Annotated in this window: 25 protein-coding genes; all 25 read left to right on the top strand. The window is 31.5% G+C overall.

The genetic code is table 11. The annotated features are described in order from the left end of the window. The first annotated feature begins 1 nt into the window (after position 1). The 25 genes from rpoC to secY all read left to right on the top strand — a co-directional run bounded on the left by rpoC (position 2) and on the right by secY (position 17,281). Positions 2–4,165 (top strand): DNA-directed RNA polymerase subunit beta', encoded by a 4,164-nt coding sequence (rpoC, locus tag B5L73_RS04075; RefSeq protein WP_085148203.1) that lies wholly within the window; start codon positions 2–4, stop codon positions 4,163–4,165. A 161-nt stretch (positions 4,166–4,326) separates the two neighbouring features. Beyond that, positions 4,327–4,698, top strand: coding sequence for a 30S ribosomal protein S12 (rpsL, locus tag B5L73_RS04070; protein ID WP_085148200.1), 372 nt, complete (start codon positions 4,327–4,329; stop codon positions 4,696–4,698). A 2-nt stretch (positions 4,699–4,700) separates the two neighbouring features. After that, a complete protein-coding gene (gene rpsG / locus B5L73_RS04065) occupies positions 4,701–5,171 on the top strand; it encodes a 30S ribosomal protein S7 (RefSeq protein ID WP_085148197.1) in 471 nt (156 codons plus the stop codon). Positions 5,172–5,177: 6 nt separating this feature from the next. Further along, a complete protein-coding gene (gene fusA / locus B5L73_RS04060; RefSeq protein ID WP_085148194.1) occupies positions 5,178–7,256 on the top strand; it encodes an elongation factor G in 2,079 nt (692 codons plus the stop codon). Between the two features lies 1 nt (position 7,257). Next, positions 7,258–7,566 carry a 30S ribosomal protein S10 gene (gene rpsJ, locus B5L73_RS04055; RefSeq protein ID WP_085148191.1) on the top strand — a complete coding sequence of 103 codons (309 nt, stop codon included), beginning with the start codon at positions 7,258–7,260 and terminating at the stop codon, positions 7,564–7,566. A 2-nt stretch (positions 7,567–7,568) separates the two neighbouring features. Further along, the gene (gene rplC / locus B5L73_RS04050) at positions 7,569–8,279 is read left to right on the top strand and encodes a 50S ribosomal protein L3 (protein WP_085148185.1); all 711 of its coding nucleotides are present in this window, start codon (positions 7,569–7,571) and stop codon (positions 8,277–8,279) included. Further along, positions 8,279–8,902 carry a 50S ribosomal protein L4 gene (gene rplD, locus B5L73_RS04045; RefSeq protein WP_085148182.1) on the top strand — a complete coding sequence of 208 codons (624 nt, stop codon included), beginning with the start codon at positions 8,279–8,281 and terminating at the stop codon, positions 8,900–8,902. Before rplC ends, rplD begins: the two co-directional genes overlap by 1 nt. Beyond that, positions 8,895–9,197, top strand: coding sequence for a 50S ribosomal protein L23 (rplW, locus tag B5L73_RS04040; protein WP_232309641.1), 303 nt, complete (start codon positions 8,895–8,897; stop codon positions 9,195–9,197). Before rplD ends, rplW begins: the two co-directional genes overlap by 8 nt. After that, complete coding sequence (gene rplB / locus B5L73_RS04035; RefSeq protein WP_085148179.1) at positions 9,198–10,037, top strand: 50S ribosomal protein L2; 840 nt, start codon at positions 9,198–9,200, stop codon at positions 10,035–10,037. Continuing rightward, positions 10,037–10,336: a 30S ribosomal protein S19 gene (gene rpsS / locus B5L73_RS04030; protein WP_085148176.1), complete on the top strand. Its 300-nt coding sequence runs from the start codon at positions 10,037–10,039 to the stop codon at positions 10,334–10,336. Before rplB ends, rpsS begins: the two co-directional genes overlap by 1 nt. A 3-nt stretch (positions 10,337–10,339) precedes the next feature. Beyond that, positions 10,340–10,738 (top strand): 50S ribosomal protein L22, encoded by a 399-nt coding sequence (gene rplV, locus B5L73_RS04025; RefSeq protein WP_085148173.1) that lies wholly within the window; start codon positions 10,340–10,342, stop codon positions 10,736–10,738. Further along, the gene (rpsC, locus tag B5L73_RS04020) at positions 10,722–11,399 is read left to right on the top strand and encodes a 30S ribosomal protein S3 (protein WP_085148170.1); all 678 of its coding nucleotides are present in this window, start codon (positions 10,722–10,724) and stop codon (positions 11,397–11,399) included. The genes rplV and rpsC overlap by 17 nt, the downstream gene beginning before the upstream one ends. A gap of 4 nt (positions 11,400–11,403) precedes the next feature. Next, positions 11,404–11,814 carry a 50S ribosomal protein L16 gene (gene rplP, locus B5L73_RS04015; protein ID WP_085148167.1) on the top strand — a complete coding sequence of 137 codons (411 nt, stop codon included), beginning with the start codon at positions 11,404–11,406 and terminating at the stop codon, positions 11,812–11,814. A 1-nt stretch (position 11,815) separates the two neighbouring features. Next, positions 11,816–12,007 (top strand): 50S ribosomal protein L29, encoded by a 192-nt coding sequence (gene rpmC / locus B5L73_RS04010; RefSeq protein WP_085148164.1) that lies wholly within the window; start codon positions 11,816–11,818, stop codon positions 12,005–12,007. Next, on the top strand, positions 12,000–12,236 hold the full coding sequence (gene rpsQ, locus B5L73_RS04005) for a 30S ribosomal protein S17 (RefSeq protein WP_085148157.1): 237 nt from the start codon (positions 12,000–12,002) through the stop codon (positions 12,234–12,236). The genes rpmC and rpsQ overlap by 8 nt, the downstream gene beginning before the upstream one ends. Next, positions 12,236–12,604, top strand: a complete 369-nt coding sequence (gene rplN / locus B5L73_RS04000; protein WP_085148154.1) for a 50S ribosomal protein L14 — start codon at positions 12,236–12,238, stop codon at positions 12,602–12,604. The genes rpsQ and rplN overlap by 1 nt, the downstream gene beginning before the upstream one ends. After that, positions 12,604–12,852, top strand: a complete 249-nt coding sequence (gene rplX / locus B5L73_RS03995; RefSeq protein ID WP_085148151.1) for a 50S ribosomal protein L24 — start codon at positions 12,604–12,606, stop codon at positions 12,850–12,852. Before rplN ends, rplX begins: the two co-directional genes overlap by 1 nt. Next, entirely contained in the window at positions 12,852–13,406 is a 555-nt protein-coding gene (rplE, locus tag B5L73_RS03990) for a 50S ribosomal protein L5 (RefSeq protein ID WP_085148148.1), read from the top strand. The genes rplX and rplE overlap by 1 nt, the downstream gene beginning before the upstream one ends. Position 13,407: 1 nt before the next feature. Then, positions 13,408–13,713, top strand: coding sequence for a 30S ribosomal protein S14 (gene rpsN / locus B5L73_RS03985; protein WP_085148145.1), 306 nt, complete (start codon positions 13,408–13,410; stop codon positions 13,711–13,713). Positions 13,714–13,725: 12 nt separating this feature from the next. Next, the gene (rpsH, locus tag B5L73_RS03980) at positions 13,726–14,121 is read left to right on the top strand and encodes a 30S ribosomal protein S8 (protein WP_085148142.1); all 396 of its coding nucleotides are present in this window, start codon (positions 13,726–13,728) and stop codon (positions 14,119–14,121) included. 1 nt (position 14,122) lies between these two features. Next, positions 14,123–14,662 (top strand): 50S ribosomal protein L6, encoded by a 540-nt coding sequence (rplF, locus tag B5L73_RS03975; RefSeq protein WP_085148139.1) that lies wholly within the window; start codon positions 14,123–14,125, stop codon positions 14,660–14,662. Beyond that, positions 14,662–15,018 (top strand): 50S ribosomal protein L18, encoded by a 357-nt coding sequence (gene rplR / locus B5L73_RS03970; RefSeq protein ID WP_085148136.1) that lies wholly within the window; start codon positions 14,662–14,664, stop codon positions 15,016–15,018. The genes rplF and rplR overlap by 1 nt, the downstream gene beginning before the upstream one ends. A 2-nt stretch (positions 15,019–15,020) precedes the next feature. Beyond that, on the top strand, positions 15,021–15,536 hold the full coding sequence (gene rpsE, locus B5L73_RS03965) for a 30S ribosomal protein S5 (RefSeq protein ID WP_085148133.1): 516 nt from the start codon (positions 15,021–15,023) through the stop codon (positions 15,534–15,536). Then, positions 15,536–15,988, top strand: a complete 453-nt coding sequence (gene rplO, locus B5L73_RS03960) for a 50S ribosomal protein L15 (RefSeq protein ID WP_085148130.1) — start codon at positions 15,536–15,538, stop codon at positions 15,986–15,988. Before rpsE ends, rplO begins: the two co-directional genes overlap by 1 nt. A gap of 12 nt (positions 15,989–16,000) precedes the next feature. Then, positions 16,001–17,281, top strand: coding sequence for a preprotein translocase subunit SecY (secY, locus tag B5L73_RS03955; RefSeq protein ID WP_085148125.1), 1,281 nt, complete (start codon positions 16,001–16,003; stop codon positions 17,279–17,281). The last annotated feature ends 3 nt before the right edge of the window (positions 17,282–17,284 follow it).

Genomic DNA, 17,284 nt, shown 5'->3' with positions numbered 1-17,284 from the left:
TATGAAAAAAGAATTAACAGATCTGTTCAAAAATTCTGAGATATCTGAAGCTCAAAATTTTAATAGTATAAAAATTTCATTGGCAAGTCCTGAGAAAATAAAGTCCTGGACATATGGTGAAATAAAAAAACCTGAGACAATCAACTATAGAACTTTCAGACCGGAGAAAGATGGATTATTTTGCGCAAGAATATTTGGTCCTATTAAGGATTATGAATGTCTGTGTGGAAAATATAAAAGAATGAAATTCAGAGGTATAATTTGTGAAAAATGTGGAGTTGAAGTTACAAAATCAAATGTTCGTAGAGAGAGAATGGGTCATATTAATCTCGCTACTCCAGTTGCACATATTTGGTTTTTAAAATCATTACCTAGCCGAATAGCTTTAGCAGTTGATATGAAGTTGAAGGAAATTGAGAGAGTACTTTACTTTGAAAATTTTATCGTAATTGAGCCAGGCTTAACTGGATTGAAAAAAAATCAACTTTTGAATGAAGAAGAATTAGCAAAATATCAAGATGAATTTGGTGAAGAGGCGTTCTCTACTGGTATAGGAGCTGAGGCAGTTTTAGAAATGCTAAAGAACCTTGATTTAGAATTAGAAAAGAAAAATCTAGTTAATTACATTAAAGAGACAAAATCAAAAGTTAATGAAGAAAGAGCAATTAAAAGACTTAAACTAATAGAGTCTTTTATCGATACAGGTCAAAAACCAGAGTGGATGATCATGACTGTTGTGCCTGTGATACCACCTGAACTAAGACCTTTAGTTCCTTTGGATGGTGGTAGATTTGCAACATCAGATTTAAACGATTTATACCGAAGAGTTATTAATAGAAATAATCGTTTAAAAAGATTAATGGATCTTAAAGCTCCTGACATAATCGTTAGAAATGAAAAAAGAATGTTACAAGAGTCTGTTGATGCCTTATTTGACAATGGTAGAAGAGGCAGAGTAATCACCGGAACAGGTAAAAGACCATTAAAATCTTTAGCAGAAATGTTAAAAGGTAAACAAGGTAGATTTAGACAGAATCTTTTAGGCAAACGTGTAGATTATTCTGGAAGATCTGTGATCGTTGTTGGACCAGATCTAAAATTACATGAATGTGGATTACCAAAAAAAATGGCATTAGAGCTATTTAAACCATTTTTATACGCTAGATTAAATAAACTGGGGTTAGCATCAACAATTAAGCAAGCAAAAAAACTTGTAGAAAAAGAAACTAATGCTGTGTGGGATGCTTTAGAATTAATTGTGAGAGAACACCCAGTTCTATTGAATAGAGCTCCAACACTTCATAGATTAGGTGTCCAAGCTTTTGAACCTAAATTGATAGAGGGAGATGCTATTGAGTTACACCCATTAACGTGTGCAGCTTTTAATGCGGACTTTGATGGAGATCAAATGGCAGTGCATGTTCCACTAAGTTTAGAGGCTCAATTAGAGGCAAGAATATTGATGTTATCAACAAACAATATTTTATCACCATCTAATGGTAAACCGATTATAGTTCCGAGTCAGGATATGATTTTAGGAATTTACTATTTATCACAAGAACCATTAACTGATAAACCAGCAGGATATTTTCTTAACGCAGATCAAATAGAATTCGCTTTGTCTTCAGGACAACTAAAAGTTCATAGTACAATTATATCAAGATTTGAAACTGTTGATGATAATGGAAATAAGAAGTATGAAAAATATACTTCTACAGCTGGTAGATTTTTATTAGCAAACTTGTTACCAAAAAACAAAGATATTAAATTTTCATTGGTAGATAGACTACTACCTAAAAAAGTTGTTTCTGAGGTGATCGATATTGTTTTTAGATTTTGTGGTCAAAAAACAACAGTTATTTTCTGTGACAAATTAAAGGATCTAGGTTTTAAACATGCCTTTAAAGCTGGAATTTCTTTTGGTAAAGATGACCTAGTTATACCAAAAAGTAAAACCCAATTAATAGATGATACAAAAAAATTAATTTCAGATTATGAAACTCAATATGCTGAAGGACTTATTACTAGAGGTGAAAAATATAATAAAGTTGTTGATGCTTGGTCAAAATGTACTGATCGTGTAGCTGGTGAAATGATGAAAGGTATTTCTGCAACTGAAAAAACTGAAGAAGGTTTAAAGATTAACTCAGTATTTATGATGGCTGATAGTGGAGCCAGAGGTTCAGCTGCACAAATGAAACAATTAGCTGGTATGAGAGGTCTTATTGCAAAACCTTCTGGTGAAATTATAGAAAGTCCAATTACGTCAAATTTCAAAGAGGGATTAACTGCCCTAGAATACTTTAATTCTACACACGGAGCTCGAAAAGGTTTAGCTGACACAGCATTAAAAACAGCAAGCTCGGGATATTTAACTAGAAGATTATGTGACGTAGCCCAAGATTTGACAATTACTAAAAAGAATTGTGATAACCCAGGATTTATAGAACTTTCTGAAATTTTAGAAGGTGGAAATGTTGTTGTCAGTTTATCTGAAAGATCTTTAGGTAGAGTTACAGCTTCAGATGTAAAACATCCTTTAACAGGCGAAATTATTCTAAAAAAATCGACTATGATAGATGAAGCTGGTTGTGATAAAATTGATTCTGCTGGAATAAAATCACTTAAAGTTTATTCAGTGATGACTTGTAGTTCAAAAGAGGGAGTTTGTGCTACTTGCTATGGAAGAGATTTGTCTAGAGGTAAAATGGTTCACGTTGGTGAAGCCATTGGTATGATTTCTGCTCAATCAATCGGAGAACCTGGTACCCAGCTTACAATGAGAACTTTCCACGTTGGTGGAACAGCTTCAGTAAAACAAGATTCACAAATAGTTACTAAAAGTGAGGGAACTTTAAAGATTTTAAACTCAAATATTTTAGAAGATTCTAAAAAGAATTTGATTGTAATGGGACGTAATACTCAACTTTCCATTGAAGATGACAATGGTGTACAAATTGCAGTTTATAAAGTTGCTTATGGATCAAAACTATTTTTTAAAAATGGTGACAAAGTAAAAGCAAATACTAAAATCTGTGAATGGGATCCTTATACTACACCTGTTATTGCTGAAAAAAGTGGTATTTCAAGTTATGTTGATTTGATTGATGGAGTTTCAATTCAAGAAACTACTGATGACGCCACCGGTATTTCATCTAAGTCTGTAATAGATTGGAGATCACAATCAAAAAGCACTGATTTAAAACCAAGAATTACTCTTAGAGATGAAAAAGGTAATGTTATTAAAAAAGCAGATGATAATGAAGCAAGGTATTATCTTGTTCCAGACTCAATCTTATCAGTAAAAGATGGACAAAAAGTTTCAGCAGGTGATGTAATTGCTAGACTCCCTAAAGAAACAACAAAAACAAAAGATATTACTGGAGGACTACCAAGAGTTGCTGAATTATTTGAGGCAAGAAAGGCAAAAGACAGTGCAATAATTGCTGAAAATGATGGGCAAGTTATCTTTGGAAAAGAGGTTAGAGGCAAACAAAGAATCTCAATCGTTCCTGAAGACGGAAGTGAACCATCAAATTATTTAATTCCCAAAGGAAAGCATATTAACTTTAACCAAGGTGAAAAAATTAAAAAAGGCGAATATCTTCTTGATGGTCAACCTTTACCACATGATATCTTAAGGATAATGGGTATAAAAGATTTAACTGAATATTTTGTTAATCAGGTTCAGGAAGTTTACAGACTACAAGGTGTTATCATAAATGATAAACATATCGAAACTATTTTAAGACAAATGTTGAAAAAAGTGGAAGTAAAATCCTCAGGAGACTCATCTTATTTACCAGGTGAAATAGTCGACAGAATAAAATTTGAAAATATGAATGAAAAACTCAAATCAGAGAATAAAACGCCAGCAATAGGTGAAAGAGTTTTAATGGGTATTACAAAAGCTTCTTTACAGACAGAGTCATTTATCTCCGCTGCTTCATTCCAAGAAACTACAAGAGTTTTAACTGATGCTGCAATTAAAGGTAAAATTGACCCGTTAAATGGATTAAAAGAGAATGTTATCGTTGGTAGATTGGTGCCTGCTGGAACAGGAAATATCAAGAATAGATGGAATAAAAAAGCACTCGAGGATGATAACAAATTCTTATCTGAGCAAGAAAAGATTGAGGCCTCAGAAACCCAGGCAAATCAATAGAAAAAACAGCCTAAAATCACAGGTTTTGTTTGACAAAATTCAATTTATAAGTATTTTGGCGATGTTTTTGGTTGGAAAGTAGTACTAATTGAATGTACTAAACGCTGCCATAATTGATCTGTCAGTTATTTCATCAAAAATATAATTAATTTTAAATTTTTATGCCAACAATTAACCAGTTGTTAAAAAAAAAGAGAGTTAAACAACTTAAGAGGAATAAAGTTCCCGCTCTACAGAAACAACCTTTAAAAAGAGGTGTTTGTGTTAAGGTTTATACAACTACTCCAAAGAAACCTAACTCGGCACTTAGAAAAGTTGCAAGAGTAAGACTCTCAAATGGTTTTGAAGTTACGGCATATATACCAGGTGAAGGTCATAATTTGCAAGAGCACTCAGTTGTTTTAATAAGAGGTGGAAGAGTTAAAGATCTGCCTGGTGTAAGGTATCACATATTAAGAGGAAATCTCGATACCCAAGGAGTTGCAAATAGAAAAAAAAGAAGATCTTTATACGGAACTAAAAAGGGTAAATAAAAATGTCTAGAAAAAAATCACAACCAAAAAAAGATATAGTTCCAGACCCAAAATTTAATTCTACTATTATTCCTAAATTAATAAATAACTTAATGTACGATGGTAAAAGAGGTATAGCTTCGAAAATTGTTTATGATGCTATAGAAAAAATTAAGACCAAATCAAAAGATGAGCCTATAAATATTTTTAATGAGGCGATTAATAATATTAAACCAACTGTTGAAGTTAGATCTAGAAGGGTCGGTGGAGCAACTTATCAAGTTCCAGTTGAAGTAAAAAATAAAAGAGCTCAAGCTTTAGCAATTAGATGGTTAATAGACTCTGCAAGAAAAAGAAAAGATAAAAATATGTCTGATAAGATTTTCAATGAGCTTTATGATGCTTATGAAAAAAAAGGAGCTGCAGTAAAAAAAAAGGAAGATGTTCATAAAATGGCTGAGTCAAATAAAGCATTTGCACATTTTAGGTGGTAAAAAATTATGTCTAGAACTCATACTTTAGATAAATATAGAAATATTGGTATCATGGCTCATATTGATGCTGGTAAAACAACTACAACAGAAAGAATTTTATATTACACTGGTAAGAGTCATAAAATTGGAGAAGTCCATGATGGTGCTGCTACAATGGACTGGATGGAGCAAGAGCAAGAAAGAGGGATTACAATTACATCAGCTGCAACAACTTGTTTTTGGCAAGACCATAGAATAAATATCATCGATACGCCTGGCCACGTTGACTTTACTATTGAAGTTGAAAGATCTCTTAAAGTTTTAGATGGTGCTGTAGCAGTTTTCGATGGTGTTGCAGGTGTTGAACCTCAATCTGAAACTGTTTGGAGACAGGCAGATAAATATAAAGTTCCAAGAATTTGTTTCGTGAATAAATTAGACAGAACAGGAGCTGATTTTTTTAGATGTGTAGATATGATAAGAGATAGATTGGGAGCAAAACCATTGGTTATTCAAGTTCCTATCGGTATCGAAGCGTCTCTAACAGGTGTTGTTGATTTAGTAAAAATGAAAGCTCAAGTTTGGAAAAATGAAGCCTTAGGTGCTGAGTGGGAGTATAAAGACATACCTGCCGATTTAAAAGAAATTTCTGAAAAATATAGAACTGAACTAGTTGAGGCTGCTGTTGAACAAGATGAAAAATTAATGGAGTCATATTTAAATGGAGATGAAATTAAAGAGGAAGATTTAGTAAAATGTATACGAAAAGGAACTTTAAATTTTGATTTTGTGCCAGTAATGACTGGATCAGCCTTCAAAAATAAAGGCGTACAACCTTTATTAGACGCTGTTGTCAATTATTTACCGAGCCCAGTTGACATTGGCTCAATTAAGGGAACTAAATTAGGTAGCGAAGATGAAATGGAAATGAAATTTGAAGATAATGCTCCGTTTTCAGCTCTAGCTTTCAAGGTTGCAAATGATCCATTTGTAGGATCATTGACTTTTATTAGGATTTACTCTGGCACAATTAAAACTGGAACTGCCGTTTACAACTCATCAAAAGAGAAAGAGGAAAGAGTTGGAAGAATGTTATTGATGCATGCTAATTCAAGAGAGGATATTAAAGAAGCTAACGCTGGAGATATTGTGGCTTTGGCAGGCTTGAAGAATACTATTACTGGACATACTTTATGTGATAAAGAAAACGGTGTTCTTTTAGAACCTATGGAATTCCCGGATCCCGTAATAGAAATTGCAGTAGAACCAAAAACTAAAGCCGATCAAGAAAAAATGGGTGAGGCTTTAGGAAGATTGGCTAAAGAAGATCCTTCATTCAGAGTTACTTCAGATGAAGAGTCAGGGCAAACAATTATCAAAGGAATGGGAGAATTACATTTAGATATTATCGTGGATAGAATGAAACGAGAGTTCAAGGTAGAGGCAAATGTTGGAGCCCCTCAAGTTGCATATAGGGAGACAATAGAAACTTCATCAGAAGTTGAGTACACACATAAAAAACAAAGTGGTGGTGCTGGACAATTTGCTAAGGTTAAATTGTTAGTAGAACCACAAGAGCCTGGCAAAGGAAGAGAAGTGGAAAGTAAAATTAAAGGTGGTGCTATTCCAAAAGAGTTTATTCCAGGAGTTGAAAAAGGAATTGAAACGATATCAGATGGTGGAATACTTGCTGGATTTCCAATGATAGATTACAAGGTAACAATTTTAGATGGATTACACCATGATGTGGACTCTAGCGTATTAGCATTTGAACTAGCAAGCAGAGCTTGTTTTAAAGAAGCATGTACAAAAGGTGGATTGAAGCTTTTAGAGCCAGTAATGAGGGTTGAAGTTGTAACACCTGAGGATTACATGGGTGATGTTATTGGTGATTTGAATAGTAGAAGAGGTCAGATAAGTACTCAAGAGCAAAGAGGTAATGCTACGGTTATTACTGCGATGGTTCCATTGGCCAACATGTTTGGCTACATTAATAGTTTAAGATCAATGTCTCAAGGCAGAGCGCAATACTCAATGTTTTTTGATCATTATTCAAAAGTTCCACAAAATGTTCAAGATGAAGTAACAAAAAAGATTGCAGGCTAAAATGGAAAAACAAAACATAAGAATTAAACTAAGAGCATATGATAATAAAGTTCTAGATGCATCAACTGAAGAAATAGTGAACACTGTCAAAAGAACAGGAGCAACTATTAAAGGTCCAATACCTCTGCCAACTAAAATTGAGAGATATACAGTTTTAAGATCACCGCACATTGATAAAAAAAGTAGAGAACAATTTGAATCTAGAACACACAAAAGATTAATAGATATAGTTGAACCAACACCACAAACTGTAGAAGCACTTATGAAATTAGATTTAGCTTCAGGTGTAGATGTAGAGATAAAAATTTAGATATGAGAGATATTGCTTTAATAGGAAAGAAAATTGGAATGACCAGAGAGTTTTATAAAACTGGACAGTCAGTGCCCGTAACAGTTCTTAAGATGGAAAAAGCAAGAGTTATTCAGGTAATTGATACTGAAAAGAGGGGTTATAAAGCCGTTCAATTAGGGTATGGAAAAATTAAAAATTCAAAGCTTACAAAAGCAATGAAAGGTTATTTTGCAAAAAAAAATACTGAAGCAAAAAAGAGATTAAAAGAATTCAGAGTTGAAAATATTGAAAATTTTAAAGAAGGAAATGAGTTTGGACTTGAAATATTTAAGGATATCAAATTTGTCGATACAAAATCAAAAACTATAGGTAAGGGTTTTGCAGGAGCAATGAAAAGACATAATTTTGGTGGTTTAAGAGCGACACATGGGGTTTCAATTTCACATAGATCTCATGGTTCTACTGGACAAAGACAAGATCCAGGAAAAGTTTTTAAAGGAAAAAAAATGGCAGGACATATGGGTGACAAATTAAGAACTATGCAAAATATTGAAATTATTAAAACAGATTTAGAAAATGAATTACTTTATTTAAAAGGCTCAATTCCAGGTTCAAAAAACTCAGAAGTTCTAGTTAAAGGCTCTGTTAAAAACATTAATAAACTAACAATTAATGAAAAAATTAAAGTTGCTGAATTAGCAAAAAAAACACCAGATAAAAAGAAAAAATAATGAAATTAGATAAATTAAATTTAGATGGAAAAAAAAGTTCTATAGAAGTTTTGGATAAAATTTTTTCTGCTAAAATAAACCATAAATTAATAAGTAGTGTTTTATATAAAACAAATGCTAATTATAAGGGACGACATGCAAAAACAAAGCAACAGAATGAAGTTGCGGGACCTACATCAAAAATTTATGCGCAGAAAGGAACTGGTAACGCAAGACATGCTAGTAGAAAAGCACCAATATTTGTTGGGGGTGGTATAGCACATGGACCAAAAGGACAACTAGCTTATAAAACTAGAAAATTAAACAAGAGTGAAAAAAGACAAAGTATTGCGTCACTAATAAGTGAAAAAACTAAAAATAAAAATTTACTAGTACTTAATGATTTCAATAACCCAATAAAAAAAACTAAAGAAATGAATTTAATTCTTAAAAAGTTTGAAATCACAAACTCTTTAATTATTCTTGATAAATCCTCAAAGGAAAAAGTTGAAAAATCAATTAGGAATATTCCAAATATTAAAGTTACAGACATAAATCATTTTAGTGCTTTTGATATTATAAAATTTAAGAAGGTAGTTTTTACTGAAAGCTCTATAAAAGAATTGGAGAAAAGATATGCCTAAAATAGAAAAGATTCATTTATATGACAAAATTTTGTCACCTTTACTTACAGAAAAATCTACCAATTTATCTGGAGAAAATAAAATAGTTTTTAAAGTGCGTAATAGTGCTAATAAAAAAAATCTTAAAAATAACATTGAAAAAATTTTCAAAGTAAATGTTACAAAAATTAATATCATAAACAAACAGAATAGAACAAAATTTACCAGAGGGAGAAAAGTGAAAGTCTCTGGTTTTAAAAAAGCAATAATCACCCTTAAAAAGGGTCAAAGTATTGATCTAACTACAGGAATTTAAATGGCACTCAAAACTTTTAAACCGTATACAAAATCTACAAGAGGAACAATTCTTGTTGATAGAGTGGGTCTTTGGAAAGGAAAACCATTCAAGTCACTGGTTTCACCAAAAAATTCAATGAAAGGAAGAAATAATAATGGCCATATAACTTCCATAAACCGAGCTGGTGGTCACAAAAAGATGTATAGACATGTAGATTTTTATCGAAAAAAATTTGATTCTCCTGCTACGGTCGAAAGAATTGAATATGATCCAAATAGATCTTGTTACATAATGTTAGTTAAATTTGAGGATAATTCTCATGCTTATTACTTGGCTCCACAAAAAATTAAAGTTGGTGACAAAGTTGAAAACGGCTCAAAAAAAGAGATAAAAGTTGGTAATTGTATGCCATTACAAGATATTCCTGTTGGCATAGATATTCATAATGTTGAAATACAACCAGGTGGTGGTGGTAAAATTGCAAGATCAGCTGGGACATCTGTCACGATTAGTGGATTAGATGGTAATTACAGTCTGATAAAATTAGCTTCTGGCGAAGTAAGAAAAATTGACTCGAGATCTCTAGCGACGATTGGTGTTTTAAGTAATCCAGATCAAAAAAATATTAAAATAGGTAAAGCTGGAAGATCTAGATGGTTAGGAAGAAGACCACACACAAGAGGAGTGGTTAAAAACCCTGTTGATCACCCACATGGCGGTGGTGAAGGAAAAAGTGCAGGTGGAAGACATCCAGTTTCTCCAAAAGGTCAATCAGCCAAAGGATTAAAAACAAGAGACAATAAACGCACTGATAAATTTATAGTGAAGAGAAGAAACAAAAGAAAGGATACCAAATAATGGCTAGAGCAGTTTGGAAAGGTCCTTTTGTAGAGGAAAGTTTAATGAAAAAGGTGGATAAATATAAAACTGACCCTAAAAAAATTCCGATTAAAACTTGGTCAAGAAAATCTACAATACTTCCAGATTTTGTTGGAGTAAGTTTTTTGATTTATAATGGAAAAAAATTTATCCCAATAACGGTTTCAGAGGATATGGTTGGACATAAATTAGGTGAATTTGCACCTACAAGAACTTTCTTTGGACATACACCAGCAGATAAAAAGGCAAAACCTGCTGAAGCTGAGGCTAAAAAGTAATTTATGAGTAAAAAAAAGAAAACACAAAACAATAAAGACAAGCTTGTGAGATCGATAAACAATAATATTAGATCAAGTGTAAGAAAACTTAATCCTATACTTAGAGGTATTGTAGGGAAAAAGGTAGATGTTGCTATAAGAGATCTAGAATTTTCAGAAAAAAGAATAACAAAAGATATTAGAAAAACAATCAACTCAGCTATTGCGAATGCTGAAAACAATTTTCAATATGACATTGACAAATTAGTAGTAAAAGAAGCTTATTGTGGAAAGAAAATTACAATGAAAAGGTTCAGACCAAGAGCCAAAGGAAGGGCAGCACCAATATTAAAACCTTATTCAAGTGTAACAATAATATTATCTGAGATGAAAAAAACGGAGGGTCATGGGGCAAAAAGTTAATCCAGTTGGTTTTAGATTAGGTGTTAACAGAGGTTGGGACTCTGTTTGGTACGCTAAAAAAAAAGATTTTGGAAATTATCTTATCGAAGATTTTAAAATCAGAGAATATATTAAAAAAAATGTAATCAATTCTGGTGTATCAAAAGTTATGATCGAAAGAACCTCAAATAAATGTTACGTAACCATTTATACTTCAAGACCTGGATTTGTAATTGGAAAAAAAGGAAGTGATATAGATAAGATTAAAAACAATCTTTCGAAATTTACAAAGAATGAGGTTGCCTTAAATATTAAAGAAGTCAAGAAACCAGAGACAAACGCTTATTTAGTTGCTGAAAATATTGCTCAACAACTAGTTAAAAGAATTTCTTACAGACGAGCAATGAAAAGAGCCATGCAATCATGTTTAAGACTAGGGGCAAAAGGAATTAAAGTCTCAATCAGTGGAAGATTAGGTGGTAATGAAATTGCTAGAACTGAGTGGTTAAGGGATGGAAGTATACCATCTCATACTTTAAGGGCTGATATAGATTATGCTGAAGCAGAAGCACTTACCACATATGGTATTATTGGTATTAAAGTTTGGATTTATAAAGGTGAAGTTTTTGCAAAAGAATTTAGCCAAGAAACTAACAAAGTAATTTCTAAAGAGGGTAAATAACATTATGTTGCAGCCAGTAAGAACTAAATGGAGAAAAGCTCACAAAGGACGAATACATGGTAAAGCCTCGAGAGCTAATTTTATAAATTACGGAGCTTATGCTTTAAAAGCTTTGTCACCTGAGAGAGTAACAGGAAAACAAATTGAGGCTGCCAGAGTAGCTTTAACAAGACATATGAAAAGACAAGGAAGAGTCTGGACAAGAATATTTCCAAATATTCCTGTATCTAAAAAACCGATAGAAGTACGTATGGGTAAAGGAAAAGGATCTCCTGAATATTACGCTTGTAGAGTAAAACCTGGGAGAATTTTATTTGAGGTTGATGGTGTCTCAGAGGAGATCGCAAAAGAGGCATTATACAAAGCTTCAGCAAAACTACCGATTAAAACAAAAACAATTAAAAGATTTTTATAAAATGAAAAAACAAGAGATAAAAAAACTATCTAAAGACGAAATTTTAAAAAATATTGATAAACTTAAGAAAGATTTATTTAACTTTAGATTTCAAAAGGTTAATTCTCAGGTAACTAATCCATCTAAAATTGGGGAAACAAAAAAAACAATTGCAAGACTCAAAACTTTATTAAGAGGGAAAATTAATGCCTAAAAAAATTTTAACAGGAGTAGTAGTGAGTGATAAACCAAATAAAACGGTAACTGTTTTAGTTGAAAGAAAATATTCTCATCCGGTATTAAAAAAAGTTATTAAGGTAAGAAAAAAATACAATGCTCATGACGAAAAAAATACTTATAAATTAGGAGATAAAGTTTCAATTATAGAAAGTAAACCTTTCTCAAAAAATAAAAAATTTGAAGTTATGGAGAGTTCAAAATAATGATACAGGTTCAAACTGAATTACAAGTTGCTGATAACACCGGAGCCAAAAAAATAGAGTGTATTAAAGTTTTAGGTGGATCTAAAAGAAGATATGCCAGCATTGGAGACACGATTGTTATTGCTGTTAAAGAGGCAATTCCAAAAGGTAAAGTTAAAAAGGGCTCAGTTCACAAAGCAGTTGTCGTTAGAGTTAAAAAAGGAATCCACAGAGATGATGGATCGAAAGTAAAGTTTGATAATAACGCTGCAGTTTTAGTTGATGACAAAGGTGAACCAGTTGGAACAAGAATTTTTGGTCCTGTTACAAGAGAGCTAAGAACTAGAGGTCAAATGAAAATAATTTCATTAGCACCTGAGGTACTATAATGATTAAAAAAGGTTTAAAAGTGAAAATTTTAGCAGGTAAAGATAAAGCCAAAGAAGGTGAAGTTATTGAAATAGATAGATCAAACAATAGAGCAAAAGTAAAAGATTTAAATATGATTAAAAAACACGTTAAAACAACAAAAGAAAAAAAAGGTGGTATCTTTTCAAAAGAGAATTTTATCCATATCTCAAATCTCAAATTAGTGAATGAGAAAAAAAAAATTAAGAAAACAGAGGCTAAAAAATAATGACACCAAGACTAAAAGAACTTTATTTAAAAGAAATTCAACCAGCTTTAAAAACAGAGTTTGGATTTAAAAACCTTAATATGGGACCTAAAATCGAGAAAATCATTTTAAATATGGGGTTAGGTTTGGATGGTAATGACTCTAAGGTATTAAAATCATGTGAGGAGGATCTTGCCAAAATTGCAGGTCAAAAACCAGTCACAACAAAATTCAAAAAATCTGTAGCAAATTTTAAAACAAGAAAAGGCTCTAACGCTGGTTTAAAAGTAACTTTAAGAAAAAATAAAATGTATGAATTTCTAGATAGATTGGTAAATATAGCGTTACCAAGGATAAAAGATTTTAGAGGCTTATCTCCGAACGGATTTGATAAATTTGGAAATTATACATTTGGAGTTAAAGAACACATCATATTCCCTGAAGTTAGCTTTGATAGAGCAGATAAAGTCAGAGGATTAGATATTGTAATAGTAATATCGTCTTTAAACAAAGATCATAGTTTTGCGCTTTTACAAAAGATGAATTTTCCATTTATTAAAAAAGGAGATAATTAATATGGCTAAATTAAGCTCAATAAATAAAAACAATAGAAGAATAAAACTTTCTGACAAGTTTTTTAATAAGAGAGCTAAATTAAAAAAAATAATTATGGATAAGAAGTTGCCTTTAGAGGAAAGATTTAAGGCACAACAAAAACTATCTAAATTACCAAGAAATTCTGCGAAAATCAGAGTGATGAACAGGTGTCAAATAACAGGTAGACCGCATGGCGTTTACAGAAAATTAAAAATTTCAAGAATTGCGTTAAGACAACTTGGTTTACAAGGTAAGATACCAGGAATGGTAAAATCAAGCTGGTAGAAAGGAGCAATTATGAGCTTAAGTGACCCGATAGGAGATATGATAGCAAGAGTAAAAAATGCGCAGGCGAGAAAGCATAAAAAAGTAGAGTTACCTTCCTCAAAGTTTAAGAGTAAAATAGCTGATATACTCAAGAATGAGGGATTTATAAAAGATTTTAAAGTTTCTACTGAAGAGAAAAAGAATATCTTATCATTAGAATTAAAATATCACTCTGGCAATCCAGTGATAAGTAATTTTGAGAGAGTATCAAAACCAGGAAGAAGGATTTTTTCAAGTGCAGATAGTTTACCCAAGATAAATAATGGATTAGGTATTGCAATATTGTCTACACCTAAAGGCGTAATGACAGATATTGATGCTAGAAAACAAAAAGTTGGTGGAGAAATAGTTTGTAAGGTTTTTTAATATGTCAAAAATAGGAAAAATAAATATAACAATACCAGAAAAAGTAAAAGTCGCTATCGCTGGTAATATTCTTAATATTGAGGGTCCTCTTGGTAAAAAATCTTTGAACATAGATTTAGAGGTATTTAATCTTGATATTAAGGATGGCAAAGAAATATCTATAAAACCGAAAAAAATCGACCAAAATACAAAAAGATTATGGGGTATGAACAGAAGCTTAATCAATAATGCTGTCATTGGTTCAATAAAAGGTTATGAAAAAATTTTAGAACTAGTGGGAGTTGGTTATAGAGCTTCAATAAAAGGCAACCAACTGAATCTGCAATTAGGTTACAGCCATGATATAAATTTTGACATACCAGATGGTATTAAGATTGCTGTTGAAAAACAAACAACATTAAAAATTTCAGGTTTTGATAAACAATTAGTTGGTTCAATTGCTTCCAAAATTAAGACACTTAGAAAAATTGAACCTTATAAAGGCAAAGGTATTAGAGAAAAAGGTCAATATGTATTAAAAAAAGAGGGTAAAAAGAAATAATGAAATTAAGCACAACAACTAGAAAAAAATTTAGAATTAAAAATAAACTTAAAAAGGTTTCAAAACCAGATAGGTTTAGATTAAGTATATTTAGGTCTTCTAAAAATATTTCAGCACAAATTATTGATGATTCAAAGAATATAACCTTGTTATCAGCTTCTTCAGTTGAAAAAGATATAAAAGAGTCTGAAACAAAAAATAAATCAGAATTGTCCAAAATTGTTGCAGAAAAATTAGCAAAAAAAGCCCAAGAGAAGAAAATAACTAAAATATATTTTGATAGAGGTATTTATAAATATCATGGAAGAATAAAGATTTTTGCTGAAACTTTAAGAAAGAATGGAATGGAATTTTAAAGATGGAAAATTTTAAAGAGAAAAAAACAGACGATATTTTAGAAAAGCTAGTGCATATTAATAGAATTACCAAAGTTGTAAAAGGTGGTAGACGTTTTGGCTTTTCTGCACTGGTAGTTGTTGGTAACCAGGCTGGAAAGATTGGTATAGCTCATGCTAAAGCAAAACAAGTTCCAGATGCAATTAAAAAAGCAAATGAAATAGCAAGAAGAAAACTGATTCATATTCCTTTGAGAGAGGGCAGAACTATTCATCATGATGTTAAGGCTAAAGATGGATCAGGTAGAATTGTATTAAGATCAGCATCAAAAGGTACAGGAATAATTGCTGGTGGTCCTGTTAGAGCTGTTTGTGAAGTTTTAGGAGTTAAAGATATTGTTGCTAAATCTATGGGCACATCTAATGCACACAATGTTATAAGAGCAACAATAAAAGCTTTAAAGAAACAGAATTCACCTAAACAGATTTCTTCAATAAGAAATAAAAAGATATCAGAAATAATCGAAAAAAGAGGATAATGATAAAATTAAATAATAGACCAAAATTAAATAAATCTAAAATAAGAGTCGGTAGAGGAATTGGCTCAGGAAAAGGTAAAACTTCAGGAAGAGGTGTGAAAGGTCAAAAATCTAGATCAGGTGTTGCAATAAAAAGTTTCGAAGGTGGACAAATGCCCCTATATAGACGTTTACCTAAAAGAGGTTTTAATCCAATCCAAAAAGAAAATATAGCAATTTTAAATTTGGACAAAATACAATCTTTTATTAATAAGAAGACAATTAATACAAATGATATATTAAATTCATCATCCCTAAAGAAGTTAAAATTAATAAATAAGAATTCTAAAAAACTAAAGATCTTAGGCTCTGGTGAAATTAAAGATAAAATTAATATTGAAGCCGATTTAGCATCTAAATCTGCACTAGAAAAGCTTGAAAAAATTGGTGGATCAATACAACTTAAAAAATAATATCTTAAGATAATGAGCTCTTCATCTTCAAGTGTTGATTTAAGAAATAGGATAATCTTTACGATTGCAATACTAGCAGTTTACAGATTTGGTACGTTTGTTCCTTTACCTGGAATAGATCCAGAACAATTAAAAATTTTAATGGAGGGAAATCAAAAAGGCCTACTTGGAATGTTTAACGTGTTTGCTGGAGGTGCCGTAAGTAGAATGGCTATTTTTGCATTAGGAATAATGCCATACATCTCATCATCTATTATTGTTCAATTACTAACAGGTGTATCTGATTATTTCAAAAATCTTAAAGCACAAGGTGAAACAGGAAGAGCGAAGATAACTCAAATAACTAGGTATGGAACAGTTTTATTAGCTACTGTTCAAGGTTACGGTTTATCTGTTGGTTTAGAGTCTTCAGCTAATTTGGTAATAAACCCAGGAATATTTTTTAAAATATCAACAGTTACAACTATTGTAGCTGGTACAATTTTCTTAATGTGGCTAGGTGAACAAATAACACAAAGGGGAATAGGAAATGGGATATCCTTAATTATTTTTGCAGGAATTGTTGCAGAAATCCCAAGAGCTTTAGTGACAACTTTTGAATTAGGTAGAACTGGAGCAATTTCAACTTTGATGATAATAGCTATTTTTATTTTATTAATTTTAACTATTTTATTTATTGTGTTTATGGAAAGAGCTTTAAGGAAAATTTTGATAAATTATCCTAAGAGACAGATGGGTAATAAAATGTATGGCGGAGAGTCATCTCATTTGCCTTTAAAGATTAATCAAGCGGGAGTTATACCGGCAATTTTTGCATCTGCTTTATTATTATTACCTGTGACTTTTTCAAATTTCGACGTTTCTGATAATGAAACCTTTTTAAATCTAAGTTCATATTTTACACAGGGACAACCACTTTATATGTTGCTTTATGCATCGGGAATTATTTTTTTTACTTTTTTCTATACATCAATTACTTTCAACCCAACAGAAACAGCTGATAACTTAAGAAAATATGGTGGTTTTGTTCCAGGTATAAGACCTGGAGAAAGTACGGCTCTTTATATTGAAAATATTTTAACAAAATTAACAACCATAGGAGCATTATACCTTACTTTAGTTTGTTTGATGCCAGAGTTTTTAATTGCTAATTATCCAATACCATTTTATTTGGGTGGAACGTCAATATTGATTGTTGTAGTTGTTGCAATTGATACAGTTACGCAAATTCAAACCCGACTTATGAGCTCACAATATGAGCAACTAATCAAAAAAACTAAATTTGGTAGATAGATA

The sequence above is a fragment of the Candidatus Pelagibacter sp. RS39 genome (assembly GCF_002101315.1).
Classification (GTDB): domain Bacteria; phylum Pseudomonadota; class Alphaproteobacteria; order Pelagibacterales; family Pelagibacteraceae; genus Pelagibacter.
This window is presented reverse-complemented; position numbering and strand designations above follow the sequence as displayed.